The 16119-nt window shown below is 22.7% G+C and carries 17 protein-coding genes and 3 pseudogenes; 9 read left to right on the top strand and 11 right to left on the bottom strand.

Going from position 1 to position 16119, the window contains the following annotated elements:
• Window positions 1–149: 149 nt before the first annotated feature.
• From ABWV63_RS10845 to ABWV63_RS10835, 3 genes are all read right to left on the bottom strand, one after another.
• Window positions 150–1106, bottom strand: coding sequence for a replication initiation protein (locus ABWV63_RS10845; RefSeq protein ID WP_353307270.1), 957 nt, complete (start codon window positions 1104–1106; stop codon window positions 150–152).
• Window positions 1107–2076: 970 nt separating this feature from the next.
• The gene (locus ABWV63_RS10840; protein ID WP_353307269.1) at window positions 2077–2544 is read right to left on the bottom strand and encodes an IS3 family transposase; all 468 of its coding nucleotides are present in this window, start codon (window positions 2542–2544) and stop codon (window positions 2077–2079) included.
• A 107-nt stretch (window positions 2545–2651) separates the two neighbouring features.
• A complete protein-coding gene (locus tag ABWV63_RS10835) occupies window positions 2652–2792 on the bottom strand; it encodes a hypothetical protein (RefSeq protein ID WP_353307268.1) in 141 nt (46 codons plus the stop codon).
• Between the two features lie 677 nt (window positions 2793–3469).
• Here ABWV63_RS10835 and ABWV63_RS10830 point away from each other — a divergent pair.
• The 3 genes from ABWV63_RS10830 (at window position 3470) to ABWV63_RS10820 (ending at window position 4324) form a co-directional block, all read left to right on the top strand.
• The gene (locus ABWV63_RS10830) at window positions 3470–3595 is read left to right on the top strand and encodes a hypothetical protein (RefSeq protein ID WP_353306353.1); all 126 of its coding nucleotides are present in this window, start codon (window positions 3470–3472) and stop codon (window positions 3593–3595) included.
• A 34-nt stretch (window positions 3596–3629) separates the two neighbouring features.
• On the top strand, window positions 3630–3848 hold the full coding sequence (locus ABWV63_RS10825; protein ID WP_353307267.1) for a transposase family protein: 219 nt from the start codon (window positions 3630–3632) through the stop codon (window positions 3846–3848).
• 68 nt (window positions 3849–3916) lie between these two features.
• Window positions 3917–4324, top strand: a complete 408-nt coding sequence (locus tag ABWV63_RS10820; protein ID WP_353307266.1) for a transposase family protein — start codon at window positions 3917–3919, stop codon at window positions 4322–4324.
• A 182-nt stretch (window positions 4325–4506) separates the two neighbouring features.
• Here ABWV63_RS10820 and ABWV63_RS10815 read toward each other — a convergent pair whose 3' ends face one another.
• From ABWV63_RS10815 to ABWV63_RS10790, 6 genes and pseudogenes are all read right to left on the bottom strand, one after another.
• Window positions 4507–4743, bottom strand: a complete 237-nt coding sequence (locus tag ABWV63_RS10815; protein ID WP_353307265.1) for a hypothetical protein — start codon at window positions 4741–4743, stop codon at window positions 4507–4509.
• A gap of 1 nt (window position 4744) precedes the next feature.
• On the bottom strand, window positions 4745–5116 hold the full coding sequence (locus ABWV63_RS10810; protein WP_353307264.1) for a hypothetical protein: 372 nt from the start codon (window positions 5114–5116) through the stop codon (window positions 4745–4747).
• Window positions 5109–5384, bottom strand: a complete 276-nt coding sequence (locus ABWV63_RS10805; protein ID WP_353307263.1) for a S1 RNA-binding domain-containing protein — start codon at window positions 5382–5384, stop codon at window positions 5109–5111. The genes ABWV63_RS10810 and ABWV63_RS10805 overlap by 8 nt, the downstream gene beginning before the upstream one ends.
• Window positions 5385–5386: 2 nt before the next feature.
• The gene (gene rpoE / locus ABWV63_RS10800) at window positions 5387–5662 is read right to left on the bottom strand and encodes a DNA-directed RNA polymerase subunit delta (protein WP_353307262.1); all 276 of its coding nucleotides are present in this window, start codon (window positions 5660–5662) and stop codon (window positions 5387–5389) included.
• Between the two features lie 149 nt (window positions 5663–5811).
• Complete coding sequence (locus ABWV63_RS10795) at window positions 5812–5982, bottom strand: hypothetical protein (RefSeq protein WP_353307261.1); 171 nt, start codon at window positions 5980–5982, stop codon at window positions 5812–5814.
• A gap of 218 nt (window positions 5983–6200) precedes the next feature.
• Window positions 6201–6684: pseudogene (locus tag ABWV63_RS10790) on the bottom strand (IS3 family transposase); the annotation flags it as partial.
• A gap of 94 nt (window positions 6685–6778) precedes the next feature.
• On the opposite strand from ABWV63_RS10790, the pseudogene ABWV63_RS10785 reads away from it, so the two are divergent.
• The 5 genes and pseudogenes from ABWV63_RS10785 (at window position 6779) to ABWV63_RS10765 (ending at window position 13177) form a co-directional block, all read left to right on the top strand.
• A pseudogene (locus ABWV63_RS10785) lies at window positions 6779–7908 on the top strand (IS3 family transposase).
• Window positions 7909–8048: 140 nt separating this feature from the next.
• A complete protein-coding gene (locus ABWV63_RS10780; RefSeq protein WP_353307260.1) occupies window positions 8049–9773 on the top strand; it encodes a hypothetical protein in 1725 nt (574 codons plus the stop codon).
• 137 nt (window positions 9774–9910) lie between these two features.
• Complete coding sequence (locus tag ABWV63_RS10775) at window positions 9911–10129, top strand: hypothetical protein (RefSeq protein ID WP_353307259.1); 219 nt, start codon at window positions 9911–9913, stop codon at window positions 10127–10129.
• 1110 nt (window positions 10130–11239) lie between these two features.
• Window positions 11240–12365, top strand: a pseudogene (locus ABWV63_RS10770) (IS3 family transposase).
• A gap of 86 nt (window positions 12366–12451) precedes the next feature.
• Complete coding sequence (locus ABWV63_RS10765) at window positions 12452–13177, top strand: lipoprotein (RefSeq protein WP_353307336.1); 726 nt, start codon at window positions 12452–12454, stop codon at window positions 13175–13177.
• Between the two features lie 964 nt (window positions 13178–14141).
• Here ABWV63_RS10765 and ABWV63_RS10760 read toward each other — a convergent pair.
• On the bottom strand, window positions 14142–14468 hold the full coding sequence (locus tag ABWV63_RS10760; RefSeq protein WP_353307335.1) for a hypothetical protein: 327 nt from the start codon (window positions 14466–14468) through the stop codon (window positions 14142–14144).
• Between the two features lie 343 nt (window positions 14469–14811).
• On the opposite strand from ABWV63_RS10760, the gene ABWV63_RS10755 reads away from it, so the two are divergent.
• Window positions 14812–15273, top strand: a complete 462-nt coding sequence (locus tag ABWV63_RS10755) for a transposase (RefSeq protein WP_353307346.1) — start codon at window positions 14812–14814, stop codon at window positions 15271–15273.
• On the opposite strand, the gene ABWV63_RS10750 is transcribed toward ABWV63_RS10755, so the two are convergent.
• Window positions 15260–16078: an IS256 family transposase gene (locus ABWV63_RS10750; RefSeq protein WP_353307345.1), complete on the bottom strand. Its 819-nt coding sequence runs from the start codon at window positions 16076–16078 to the stop codon at window positions 15260–15262. The two genes, ABWV63_RS10755 and ABWV63_RS10750, sit on opposite strands and share 14 nt — an antisense overlap.
• Window positions 16079–16119 lie beyond the last annotated feature (41 nt).

The following is a 16119-nucleotide window of genomic DNA, read 5'->3' as shown; positions in this document are numbered from 1 at the left end:
TATAAATAAGATGATATTATTTATTAAAAATAAAGATAAATAAAAATAATATTTATTAATAAATTAATAGCAATTTACTAGCATTTTTATTATTAATTTTATTATTATAAATGATGATAAAATATTAACAATTTTAATTTTTTATGATATTAGTCACAATCAATATTATCTAAAATTTTTTGTACTTCTTTATCACTTAAAAGTGATTGTTTAATAATTTTAGTTTTTTGTTTTTCAAGATTATTTTCTGTTAACTTTGATTTATTAACATACTTTTTACATATTTCGTATTCTTTTTTAGTTGCTACTTTTTCAAGTTCTGGATTTTGAGCATTAAATTTTTCTAAATCCAAATGCGTATTTAAAATTATTTGATTATATTTTCTACCATTTTTAATCAATTCATAAGTAAAAATAATATCAGTTTTTAACAAATCTCTTTTAACTGGTTCTAAAATTTGTTTTTTTAAAATACTAATATTTTTAAAATAACAACTATTTAAACTTAAATTTAAAATTTTAGAAAGTTGCTCAAAATTTCATTCATGTGCATAAGTTGGTGTACCTTTAGTTTTAGCATTCATATACAAATAACTTCGCAAATACTCATATAAACGCATTGAATATTTGCTCGTAACTTCTTTTGTATAAGGTAAATAAATATTTGTATAATCTTTTTTTAAATCAATATAATGTTTTTTAATTAAATCTTGAACAACTTTAAATTCAAGTATTCCCTGATTTTTAAATCAAGTACCTCTTTCAAAAAGATTTATAAAACTATATTCTTCTTTATTTTCATCTTGTAATCAAAATTTTAAACTAGTAATATTATCAATTTCTTTTTCTATAATTGTCATTTCTTTTTTCTTATGAACAACTTTTTCATATAAATTTGTATTATTAATATCATGAAAAATACAAAAATCATTTAAATTTACCCTAACAACACCATTAAAATTAGTATTGAATTTAATTGAAGAAATAGCAAAATTAAATAACCTTTGAGTTAATAAACCTGATGTATCATTTGTAATTGTTCTTACAATTACATTTGATTTTTTAATAAATTTGTTTTCTTTTTTATCAACTAAACTATTTGACATAAATTTACCCCTTAAATATAATTTATAATTTAAATTATAACATAATTCATATAGGTATATACTAGAATTAATATAGGTATATACTATAATTAATATAGGTATATACTAGAATTAATATAGGTATATACTAGAATTAATATAGGTATATACTAGAATTATATCTATATTATATATATCTAATATAGATATTTTAATGTCATATAATATATAATAAATATAAATAAATATAATAAATTTATCAAAAAAAATTAAAAATTTAATTCATTTTCTATTATTAACACGAAAAATAGTTAAAATTAAACATAATATGCATTCTTAATTCTAGTATATACCTATATTAATTTTAGGAAATTTAATAAAAATATTATTTATAGTTCACTAACTAGTATATTTATTGTACAATTATCTAGTTACTGGTGTGGTCTTTACAGGTGCCCCGGTAACGATTTATATTTAATTGAATATTATATTTGTAATGAAAAATTAAATATGATAAAGTTAAATTATAAAAATTGAATATTTAGTAATTAGGTATACCGGCAAAATATAGAGCTATCTATTATGAAAAAATATTTGATATCCTAATTTATTTTAAAATGTGTTATAATAAAATTGTATTAAATTAAATTTAAATTAGAAAGGTGATTAAAATATGACTTGATGAATATGAATTATTATTCTTGCAATTTCTATAGTTATTTCTGCAAGTGTTGCTTTTTTTATTGGGAGAAAGACTAAATAAAAATTTTTAATAGAAGTCAAGTAATAGTGAGTTTGCTCTTGTTATTTCGTAACTCACTGCAACGAGATAAACTCGGTGGCTAACCTAACAAAAATTTTTTTGTTAGGTTAGCTATTTTTAAATTTTATTTCGCTTTTTTTAAAAATATTATTTAACGGTTTTCTACTCACATGTACGTGCAGATGAAAAAATGAAAATAGAATGTCAACTTTTTGGATGGGTTACACTTTATTGGACACTAATGGAATGGCAACCTTTTTTAGTACCTACACTATGTCCAATAATTTCGCTATTGTACAGGTCGATTAATAAGCAAATATAGTTTCATTTACCATTAACTTGAACATAAGTTAAATCACTAACAATAACTTCATTTTTAAGTCTATTATTAAAGTCTCTATTAACAAGATTAGTAATTTGACTATCATTGACTTTATTATGATAATTTTTGTATGATAATTTAGTGTATTTTGATATTAAATTATGTTTATTCATAATTTTTTTAATTTTTCGTCTTGATAAATTAATTTTCTTTTCTTTTAGAACAACTTTTAATCTTCTTGTTCCATAAGTTTCTTTATTTTCTTTAAAAGCGCTAATAACAGCTTCATCATACATATTATTTTGAATTTTATCTTCTTTTTTCTTGAAATTAAAATAATATGTTGATTTAGAGATTTTTAAAAAACGACACATTGTACGAATTTTATATTTAACTTTATTTTTAGTAATAATTTCTATTTTCTGCCTATTATTAGTGCTGCTTGCTTTAAAATATCATTTTCCATTCGTAACTGTTTTAATTATTTTCTTAATTTAATTAATTCATTTTCTTCGATAGAACGGTTATCTTTGGTTTTAAAACTGCCTGAATTAGTAAATTGCTTAATTCAATTATAAGTAGCTGCTCTTGTAACATTGTACTCTTCAGCAAGACAAAACACTGACTTACCACTTTGATATAAAGCTACTATTTGTTTTTTTAATTCATCTGAACATGAGTTAATATTGGCCGTAATTATAATTCCTTTCTTTTAACTAATTTGTTCAATTGTCTACGTAATTAGTGTCCAATAAATTGTAACCCATCCAGTTTATTCCATCAGTGCTTTTTCATAAACCAGTATTTTTAAATGATAAAGAACTACCAAAAAAAATATCTCCATTTTTATCAATATTAATAGAATAAATTATTGAAGAAGATACACTTGTTATTTTTTTAAAATCAGTCTCTCCTTTAGTTAATTTTCATAAGCCATTACCATAAACAGCTACATAAACTTTTCCATTTGGAGCAATTGGAATAGAAGTTATATTATTGATTTTATTATTTGTTGCTGAATTAAAATTAATTCCATTGTCATTTGAAAAATATAATTATTTTTGAGTTCCAACTCATATTTCTCCACTTAAAGCAATATCTATACTTTGAATAGCATAACTATTAGTGATACATTTACTTGTTTGAAATTAACGCCATCAGCACTTTTTCATAAACCAGTTGTGCTACCTCCTGCATATATTAGACATATTCCGTAAATAAATTTTTTAAAAGTCAATTAATAATTTAAAATTTATTTTATATTTTCTTTATTAATAAATTAATAAGGTGTTGATAAAAATGAATTTTGAAAATTTAAAAAAATTAAAAAATGAACAATTTTATAGATATTTTGGTATAAAACGTTTTCATTTTGATGAAATGTTAACAAAATTAATTGAAATAGAAAATTTAAAAAAAAACTAAAGGTAGAAAATATAAACTTTCAGTTGAAGAAAGATTGATGATGACTTTAGTATACTGAAAAGAATATTATACTTTTTTCCAAATGAGTATTAAATATAAAATTAGTGCATCAAGTTGTTTTCAAAATATTACTTGAGTAGAAAATAAACTTAGTGATGACAAAGATTATCAGTTTTTAAAAACAAAATATAAATCAAAAATTGAGAAAAAACAAGAAGATTTAAATGAATTTCAATTTTATTTAATTGATTAAACTGAAATTGAAATTGAAAGACCAACTAAAAAAAACTACAGTTAGAATATTTTTCTGGTAAAAGTTGAATGTTTTCTATAAAATTTCAAATTATATATGACTTTTTTAATAAAAAAATTGTTGATATTTTTGCTGATAATGGAAAAGTACATGATTTTCAAATATTAAAAAATTCAAATCTTGAATTTTCAGAAAAAACAATAATTATTGGTGATTTGGGATATCAAGGAATACAAAATATTTATAAAAATAATATATTACCAATTAAAAAAACTAAAAATAAAAAATTAACTAAACAAGAAAAAATCTACAATAAAATTATTTCAAAAATTAGAATTAAAGTTGAACATGTTTTTGCTTGATTAAAAAGATTCAAAATTTTAATAAATAAATGTAGAAAAAGTATATTTAGACTTATGTACTTAAGATTTAACTTACTTTGTGAAATTTTTAATAAAACAAAACCATTAAAATAAAAAAATATTAAAAATATTTTTTTAAAAATTTAAATTTTTATCAAGTTAATATAAAAATAATATTAACAATTTTTGTGTTTGAAATATAAATTTATTTTTAAAGTATTTTTTTAAAAATATTAACTTCTATAATTATTAACACTAAAAAATTTATAAATATTATTATTGACAATTGATTAAATTTATTTACGGAATATGTCTATTGTTCCAATTGGAGCAATTATAACTTTTTGAATTTTCTTGTTTTTTAAGTCTTGAAAATCATTAATAAATGGACTATTAATCATAGTTAAATTTTTATTTAATTGATTTGATTTAAAACCATGATTTACAACATTATTCATAAATACTGGTTTTAAATTACTTGCACTTGTTCCAACTAATGCACTAAGAGTGATTGTAGTTAGTAATTTTTTCATTTTATTGGTTCTCCTCTTGTTGTAATGATACTTCTGATTTAGAATAAATGTTAATATTTTTTGATTCAGAAATTTCATTTTTAATATTTTGTTTTTTTACTATTGCATTTTTTTGTTTATTAATTTTAAATAGCATTTTATTGGTTTGTAATATTTTTTCTTTAATTTCTTCTATTGTTAATTTATTATGTTTGATTTCGTTTTCAATTTTCCAATTTAAATCATAAAATCCAAAACTTATTATTTTTAAAAAAATATTTTTAAATTTTCCATTTTTTTGTTTTTTTAAATTTAATATATCTTGATTACATTTTTCTATAACTTCATTAAATTCTTTTATATTTTTCTGAAGTTGCTTTTCTTTTTTAGTCATTATTTTTATTCTCCTTATTTTTTGCAATTATATTGAAATTTTTAGTACTTAACGAAAGTTTTTTATTATCATTATCAATACTAATAATTTCAACTTTTATTGTTTCACCATTTGAAAAATAATCTTCTACATTATTTACAAAACTGTTACTTATATTAGAAATATGTATTAATCCTGTGTAATTATTAGGACATTTACAAAAAACACCAAAACTTACAACATTATTAATTGTTACTTCAATAATCTCTCCAATTTTAAACATTTCCATTATTATTCCTCCATATTACTTGGAATTTCAACTCTTGTCAGTTGTTCTTTAATTTCTTCTAATGAAACTTCACTACGTTTATATCAAAATTTATCATTTTTTAAGAAAAAATTAGCATTTAAAATCATTCCAGTATAAAGTTCCCCGGCGAATTTTTCTTCATTTTCTTTAGAAATATTACATTGTTTCTTAATATGTGTTCATATTTCATTAAAACTACTTTTCTCTTTTTTACATAAAAAACTATATGCTATTTCTACTAATGTTTGATTTTGCATTATTAACACCTTCTTTTATATTGTTTTTAATCTCATTTTTTCTAATTTTTTAATAAAAAATACTAAATATTTATATGTTAATTATACAATTTTTTCTATATTTAATATAGAAAAAAATGTATATATTAAGTGTTTTTTGACTATTATTTTTAATTGACATTTCAAGTTTTATTATACTTTTTTTCTATCATTTCTAAATGTTTATCACACATTTTAAAATTACCAGCAATGGTTTCTTTAACATCTTTAATTTTCAAAGTTTTAGAACACTCTTTACAACGTAATAATCACGCTATATCTTTTCCATCAACTTTTTGCATAAAAAACCACCACCTAAATAAAATGTCTTTAAAACGAGCATATTTGCTATTCTTAAACCCAACGCTTTTTAATTATTCAAACACCATATTATTATACATTGTTACAAATTGTTTACAAATTTGCTTTTTCTTTAAAAGTTTTTAAAACAAAATCTTTTTCAATTTCTAAAATTTCATTTAGTGAAAAATATTTATTAAATTTGGAATGGCAACCTTTTTTAGGACTGTTTTTTGGTAGACATTTGTGCTTGGTGTTTTATGGGGGTTAAGTAGTTTAGAGTGCTGTGGATTCTTATGTTGTTGTATCAATTGATATAATCAAATAATTCTAATTTTAATTGGATTAATGATGTAAAATTTTTATCATTAATAAACTCTGTTTTGAAAGTTTTGAAAGCTGCTTCAGCAACAGCGTTATCATAAGGACAACCTTTTTTTGCTTAAAGAGCGGGTAATATTGAAGGCTAATAAAAGTTTATCAATAGTTTTATTATTAAATTCATTACCGCGATCGCTATGAAATATTTGAATATTTTTTAAACAACGATTTGAGCACATAAATGTTTGATATACTAATGATGCATCTTTTTTAGTACCTACACTATGTCCAATAATTTCGCGATTGTACAGGTCGATTAATAAGCAAATATAGTTTCATTTATCATTAACTTGAACATAAGTTAAATCACTAACAATAACTTCGTTTTTAAGCCTATTATTAAATTGGGTTACACTTTATTGGACACTAATTACGTAGACAAGTGAACAAATTAGTTGAAAGAAAGGAATTATAATTATGGCCAATATTAACTCATATTCAGATGAATTTAAAAAACAAATAGTAACTTTATATCAAAGTGGTAAGTCAGTGTCTTGTCTTGCTAAAGAGTACAATGTTACAAGAGCAGCTACTTATAATTGAATTAAGCAATTTACTAATTCAGGCAGTTTTAAAACCAAAGATAACCGTTCTGTTGAAGAAAACGTATTAATTGGATAAATTAAGAAAAGAATTAAAACAGTTACGAATGGAAAATGATATTTTAAAGCAAGCAGCACTAATAATAGGCAGAAAATAGAAATTATTACTAAAAATAAAGTTAAATATAAAATTCGTACAATGTGTCGTTTTTAAAAATCTCTAAATCAACATATTATTTTAATTTCAAGAAAAAGAAGATAAAATTCAAAATAATATGTATGATGAAGCTGTTATTAGCGCTTTTAAAGAAAATAAAGAAACTTATGGAACAAGAAGATTAAAAGTTGTTCTAAAAGAAAAGAAAATTAATTTATCAAGACGAAAAATTAAAAAAATTATGAATAAACATAATTTAATATCAAAATACACTAAATTATCATACAAAAATTATCATAATAAAGTCAATGATAGTCAAATTACTAATCTTGTTAATAGAGACTTTAATAATAGACTTAAAAATGAAGTTATTGTTAGTGATTTAACTTATGTTCAAGTTAATGGTAAATGAAACTATATTTGCTTATTAATCGACCTGTACAATCGCGAAATTATTGGACATAGTGTAGGCGCTAAAAAAGATGCATCATTAGTATATCAAGCATTTATGTGCTCAAATCGTTGTTTAAAAAATATTCAAATATTTCATAGCGATCGCGGTAATGAATTTAATAATAAAACTATTGATAAACTTTTATTAGCCTTCAATATTACCCGCTCTTTAAGCAAAAAAAGGTTGTCCTTATGATAAAGCTGTTGCTGAAGCAGCTTTCAAAACTTTCAAAACAGAGTTTATTAATGATAAAAATTTTACATCATTAATCCAATTAAAATTAGAATTATTTGATTATATCAATTGATACAACAACATAAGAATCCACAGCCCTCTAAACTACTTAACCCCCATAAAACACCAAGCACAAATGTCTACCAAAAAACAGTCCTAAAAAAGGTTGCCATCCCAACTTAACTAATTGTAAAATACACAAAATTTGATAACATATAGTTGTTATAAAATATATAAGTTTTAACCCATTACTTTATTTTAAAAGTAAATGGGTTTTAATGTTTAAAAGGAGATATTAACATGACTGACAAAACTAAATCACAAACATTTCAACAAATAACAGAACAACAAGATATTAAAAATATTTTTGAACAACCAAATATCACATTAAAAAATAATAAAGGAATTTTTAAAGAAAGACACAACGGATTAACAGTAAAATTTTCTACTTATAGTAACGAAGAAGAGCCTCCAAAAGTAGTAATAAATAATAAATTAAACCATTCTGATACAAATGAAATTTTTATTGACTCCAAATCAACTACTAAAGAAATAGCAACACAAACTGATGTGATTGAAGAAAAAAATTTTAATAATTTCACTAAATCATATAACGCTTTAACAATTTTAGAAGATATAAAAATATTAAACACAAGAAAAGAAATTTTTAATTTAGAAACACAATTAAAAATTCAAAAAGAAGAATATGATAATTTAAAGTCAAATTCAATACAAATCGCTAATAATCTTTTAGAAAATGAATATTATGACCTTAACTTTTTAAGTAATAAGTTAAAAATAATGATAAGCAATAAAACAAACAAATGAAGAAGTGATGTCGAATTAAGAGAATTATATTCTCTTAAAGCAGATATTAAAAAAATTAAAACAAGGATAAATCAACAAGAAAAAATTGAAAAATCAAAGCAAGTTATTAATTTTAATATTAAACATACAGAAACAAAGATATCTCAACTTAAAGAAAAACAAGAAGAATATATTAATAAGTTAAATATACCGTCATTATCTTTAAAAGATAAAATTAATAAAAGATTAGACTTACAACAAAAGTTTGAAGAAAAAAACTTAAATTTAAAAACTAAAGAAAAAATATTAGAAAATATTAATTTTTTAAATAATGAAATTGAAAACCAATGAACAGTAGAAAGTAAAAAGGTTACAAAGATTTACGAAGAAATTTTATCAATAAATAATGATTATTGTTATATAATGACTTTTGTACATGCTAATCAATCAATTTCTGAAAAAATAATATATTTTAACAATGATGAAAATAATGAAATTACAATTTGACAACATATCAAACAATACGAAAATATTAATAAATATAAAAATGATTTTTCTTTAATTGAGAAAATTTCAAGTAATAAAAAAAATATATCTTTTTCTGAAATATCTACTAAAGACTTTATAAAACAACAAAATGATTTCAAATTAAAACCAAATAAAAGTGAAAAGAAAATATGATGAACTATTACGATAATTTCTTTATCTCTTATTATTTTAACTCCTATTCTTAGTTTTGCTGTACCTGCGATTTTACCTGCCGCAGCGGGATTACTATTAGTTGAAAAAATTGCAATTGCTGCCTCTGCTACTGCACTTTGTACAATATTTAAAGGATTTACATCAATATTTTCGCCTGCAACAAAAAAAGTAGAATCTTGATGATATAATAAATTATGCAAAAATGAAGACAAAAAAGATAAAGAAAAAAAAGAGCATCAATCAATAATTAAAAATTTAACTAGTGATAAAATAGAAACTAGATTACAAACACAATATGATATTTTAAAACAAGAACTTGACAATAGAAAAAATAAAAATCTCGAAGAACTAATAAATAACAATGCAATAAATCATAATTCAAACAGTCTTCTAGAAAATTTAAGTATTCAATTAGAAAATAATCAAGATTTTGATTCATCTATACGAAATACAGTAAACCAACAAGAATTACAATCTTCAACAAATACAATATATCATTCAAATTCCATGTTATAATTTATTTTATTTCAAATCACTATTTTTAAAAATAGTGATTTTTTACACATTTTTCGTTTTAAAAATATATAATTTTTCTTGGGTATTTTAACAGTAGAAAAAATATTCAAAAGTAATAAAGAGAGGAGATGTAAATTATGCCATGAACACCATCTGAAAAATGAAGTCAAGAAAAAAAAGACGCACATGATAAAAATGCTGATAGAATGAATAAAGCTTGAGGAGAAAGCAAAGAGAAAGAAAGACGAGAAAGAGTTGCCAATGCTCTTGGATTTGAAAAAGATAAATCAAAAGTAAATAGCGAAGATTCAACAAGTAAAAATCAAAGTTCTAATAGAAAATCACAAAAAATGTAAATATTAATATTTTTAAAACTGCACAATTGTGCAGTTTATTTAACAATTTTATTTGTATAATTTTAATTAAAATATTTAACATAAATAAGTTTTAAAAAATAAAATAAAAGGGTTATAATTAAACTGTTCTTTGTTTATAGAACAAATAATTTTAAAAAAAATGAATATAAAATTTAAATATAAATACGAATTTCAAATAACCTTTAAAACTTTTAATTCCTTATTTTATACAGGAAATTTTTTTGTATAATTTATTTATATAAAATTAATACATTTTTTTAACTCACTACTTTAATTTTAAAGTAATTGAGTTTTTATTTTGAAAGGAAAGTTTAGATGAGAGATAAAAAGAAAGAATTAGAAAAAGAAATTATAAAATTAGATGAAAAAATAAAAAACATAGTTTTAGAAATAGAACCACTAAATAAAGAATTATAATTAAATTTAAATAAAAAATCAGCTATCAAAAAATACACTTTTTTAATTGTAATTAGTTTTGGATTATTTAATTTTTTAAAAAAGAAAAAATTAAATCACAAAATTAAAGAAAATAATACAAAAATTAAATATTTGATGCGCGAAATTAGTAATTTTGATGACAAAAAATCACAAATAAAAACTAAAATAATCGAAAAATATAAAAAAATAGCAAACATAATTTTTGATAAGAATATGAAAGAGAATCCTATTAAAAATGATAATAATAACCAAAAACAAAGAAGTAATTCGATTTAAAAATAATTGGTAATATTACTAAACATTACCACTGCTTCCATTTGAACAGTTTATTTTTCTTCTTCAAATTTAACTGTCATATTTTTATCATCAAAAATTGGTTCAATTTTTTTATTCGAATTATCTGATACATCATGATTATCTATTTTTTTAGTATCAACATTTAAATTTTGTGGTTTCTTATTTAATTCTTTTTCATTTTTTAAATAATATTTTTTTGGAATAGCAACCTTTTTTAGGACTGTTTTTTGGTAGACATTTGTGCTTGGTGTTTTATGGGGGTTAAGTAGTTTAGAGTGCTGTGGATTTGGATGGGTTACACTTTATTGGACACTAATTACGTAGACAAGTAAACAAATTAGTTAAAAGAAAGGAATTATAATTACGGCCAATATTAACTCATGTTCAGATGAATTAAAAAAACAAATAGTAGCTTTATATCAAAGTGGTAAGTCAGTGTTTTGTCTTGCTAAAGAGTACAATGTTACAAGAGCAGCTACTTATAATTGAATTAAGCAATTTACTAATTCAGGCAGTTTTAAAACTAAAGATAACCGTTCTGTTGAAGAAAACGTATTAATTGGATAAATTAAGAAAAGAATTAAAACAGTTACGAATGGAAAATGATATTTTAAAGCAAGCAGCACTAATAATAGGCAGAAAATAGAAATTATTACTAAAAATAAAGTTAAATATAAAATTCGTACAATGTGTCTTTTTTTAAAAATCTCTAAATCAACATATTATTTTAATTTCAAGAAAAAAGAAGATAAAATTCAAAATAATATGTATGATGAAGCTGTTATTAGCGCTTTTAAAGAAAATAAAGAAACTTATGGAACAAGAAGATTAAAAGTTGTTCTAAAAGAAAAGAAAATTAATTTATCAAGACGAAAAATTAAAAAAATTATGAATAAACATAATTTAATATCAAAATACACTAAATTATCATAATAAAGTCAATCATAGTCAAATTACTAATCTTGTTAATAGAGACTTTAATAATAGGCTTAAAAATGAAGTTATTGTTAGTGATTTAACTTATGTTCAAGTTAATGGTAAATGAAACTATATTTGCTTATTAATCGACCTGTACAATCGCGAAATTATTTGACATAGTGTAGGTACTAAAAAAGATGCATCATTAGTATATCAAGCATTTATGTGCTCAAATCGTTGTTTAAAAAATATTCAAATATTTCATAGCGATCGCGGTAATGAATTTAATAATAAAACTATTGATAAACTTTTATTAGCCTTCGATATTACCCGCTCTTTAAGCAAAAAAGGTTGTCCTTATGATAACGCTGTTGCTGAAGCAACTTTCAAAACTTTCAAAACAGAGTTTATTAATGATAAAAATTTTACATCATTAATCCAATTAAAATTAGAATTATTTGATGATATCAATTGATACAACAACATAAGAATCCACAGCACTCTAAACTACTTAACCCCCATAAAACACCAAGCACAAATGTCTACCAAAAAACAGTCCTAAAAAAGGTTGCCATTCCACATATTAAGAACTTATTGCAGAAATAATGTAAAATAATAGTATATTTAAATTTAAGGAGGTAAAAATATATGAAGAAATTACTAAGTATACTAGGAGCAATGACTTTAATTTGAACAGCAAGTACAAGTGTTATTGCTTGTGGCGAAGAAAAACCAACTCCGCCTTCTCCAGATACAAGAACTGATATTGAAAATAAAATCACCAGTCCAATTGCTTTAGGACAATTATCTGAAAATACAAAAACAGAGTTCTTAGCAAAATTACAAACAGCATTAACACAAATTCCAAACTTAAATACTATAACACCTAGTGATTATGATGTTTATAAAGCACGAACTACAATTGAAATACAAGACTCTGATATTACTGTAGGTAATTTTTTAAATATTAAAATTGTTGCTAAAGGAAGTAAATTTCAAGGTAATAAAGACAACATTACCGCTAACTATACTCGAAAAGATACAAGAACTGATATTGAAAATAAAATCACCAGTCCAATTGCTTTAGGACAATTATCTGAAAATACAAAAACAGAGTTCTTAGCAAAATTACAAACAGCATTAACACAAATTCCAAACTTAAATACTATAACACCTAGTGATTATGATGTTTATAAAGCACGAACTACAATTGAAATACAAGACTCTGATATTACTGTAGGTAATTTTTTAAATATTAAAATTGTTGCTAAAGGAAGTAAATTTCAAGGTAATAAAGACAACATTACCACTAACTATACTGAAAAGATACAAGAACTGATATTGAAAATAAAATCACCAGTCCAATTGCTTTAGGACAATTATCTGAAAATACAAAAACAGAGTTCTTAGCAAAATTACAAACAGCATTAACACAAATTCCAAACTTAAATACTATAACACCTAGTGATTATGATGTTTATAAAGCACGAACTACAATTGAAATACAAGACTCTGATATTACTGTAGGTAATTTTTTAAATATTAAAATTGTTGCTAAAGGAAGTAAATTTCAAGGTAATAAAGACAACATTACCACTAACTATACTCTAAAAGATACAAGAACTGATATTGAAAATAAAATCACCAGTCCAATTGCTTTAGGACAATTATCTGAAAATACAAAAACAGAGTTCTTAGCAAAATTACAAACAGCATTAACACAAATTCCAAACTTAAATACTATAACACCTAGTGATTATGATGTTTATAAAGCACGAACTACAATTGAAATACAAGACTCTGATATTACTGTAGGTAATTTTAAATATTAAAATTGTTGCTAAAGGAAGTAAATTTCAAGGTAATAAAGACAACATTACCACTAACTATACTGAAAAGATACAAGAACTGATATTGAAAATAAAATCACCAGTCCAATTGCTTTAGGACAATTATCTGAAAATACAAAAACAGAGTTCTTAGCAAAATTACAAACAGCATTAACACAAATTCCAAACTTAAATACTATAACACCTAGTGATTATGATGTTTATAAAGCACGAACTACAATTGAAATACAAGACTCTGATATTACTGTAGGTAATTTTTTAAATATTAAAATTGTTGCTAAAGGAAGTAAATTTCAAGGTAATAAAGACAACATTACCACTAACTATACTCGAAAAGATACAAGAACTGATATTGAAAATAAAATCACCAGTCCAATTGCTTTAGGACAATTATCTGAAAATACAAAAACAGAGTTCTTAGCAAAATTACAAACAGCATTAACACAAATTCCAAACTTAAATACTATAACACCTAGTGATTATGATGTTTATAAAGCACGAACTACAATTGAAATACAAGACTCTGATATTACTGTAGGTAATTTTTTAAATATTAAAATTGTTGCTAAAGGAAGTAAATTTCAAGGTAGTGCAGATAATATTACAACTATCACCTCATCAAAAGAAAAAATTGATTTAACTAAAATTATTCAAGTAACTGAATTTAATTTTGCTGCTAATACTAATGAAACAAATAATGATGATAAGTTGTGAAGTTTAATTTTCGAAGCTCCTGAATTGAAAAAATATAAAAATTTAATTCAATATAATGGAAATTGATTCAAAGAAGTATTTTCAGAATCTGGTAAAAGCATTATTTATGATCTTCAAAAACCAGGAATTATATATCTAGTTGTTAACACTACAAAAAACAATCTATATTGTGATGGAAGCACTAAAAAAATAAAAGTGACTTTAAATTAAAATTATAGGGCATTGGTTAGATAGATGCTTTTTAAAAATCTGTGTAACTTACAAAAAAAACTATGTTTAATTAATTCTAGTAAATAAAATTAAATAACTAGAAAGAGTGAGTTACGTATGTCTAAAAAACAAAATATTAATAATAATGATCCAATATCAAAAGCAGTAGATTTATTACTAGAAAATACTGAAGATTTAACAACAGTTTTTAAAGAGGGAGGTTTATATAAATAATTAACAAAAAGATTAGTTGAAAAAATGTTGAATTCTGAAATGCAAAATTATTTAGGATATGAAAAAAATCAACATAATAATAGTGATAATGCTCGCGATGGTATAAATTCAAAAAAATTAATAACCCAACAAGGTAAAATTGAGATTAATGTACCACGAGATCGTAATAGTAATTTTGAGCCAGTAATAGTTGCAAAAAGACAAAGAAGATTTGATGGTTTTGATCAACAAGTTCTTTCATTATATGCCAAAGGCATGACTTTATCAGATATTAGAATGCAGTTACAAGAGTTATATCATGGTGCTGATATTAGTGAAAGTGTTATTAGTCAAATTACTGATGATGTTATTGATGATGTTAAAGCATGACAAAATCGGCCATTAGAAAGTGTTTATCCGATTGTTTATTGAGGCTTTTTAAAAATCTGTGTATCTTTTTACAAAGTTACTAGTTTAGATTAATTCTATCTTCAAATTTTATCATAAAATGAGCAATTGCTGTATTTCAATTTTGAATGGGCATTGTTCATTTTTTTGTTATATTTTCAATTACTAAGTAAAATATTTTAAAAACTGCCATATCATTTGGAAAAACTTTTTTATTTCTAATAACTTTTCGTAATTGAATATTAACAGATTCAATAGCATTTGTTGTATAAATAACTCTTTTGATTTCTGCATGATAACTAATAAAAACCATTAAATTATCTCAATTTTTATATCATGATTTAGCAATTTGAGGATATTGTTTATTTCATTTACTTTCAAAAGATTCTAAAGCTTGCATTGCTTGTTCTTCGCTACATGCACTATAAATTGGTTTTAAATCTGTAACTAGTGATTTTCTATGTTTGTATGAAACAAATTTTAAACTATTTCTAATTTGATGAACTATGCATAATTGATGTTCGGTTTTAGGATAAACTGATTGTATTGCTTCTGACATTCCTGTTAAATTGTCACTACAAGCAATAAGAATATCATTTAAGCCTCGATTTTTCATTTCTGTGGAATTAGATAATCGAAACTTAGAACCTTCATTTTCACTAATTCATAAACCTAAAACATCTTTTTTACCTTCTAAATCAACTCCTAGTGCTATATAAACTGATTTGTTAATAATTCGTTTATCTTGTCGTACTTTAACTACTATACAATCAAAATAAACAATCGGATAAACACTTTCTAATGGCCGATTTTGTCATGCTTTAACATCATCAGTAATTTGACTAATAACACTTTCACTAACATCAGCACCATGATATAACTATTGTAACCGCATTCTAATATCTGATAAAGTCATGCCTT

The organism is Spiroplasma ixodetis (assembly GCF_040369795.1).
Lineage (GTDB): Bacteria > Bacillota_I > Bacilli_A > Mycoplasmatales > VBWQ01 > Spiroplasma_E > Spiroplasma_E ixodetis_B.
The sequence above is the reverse complement of the archived record's forward strand: the minus strand, read 5'-3'. Positions and strand labels throughout refer to the sequence as shown.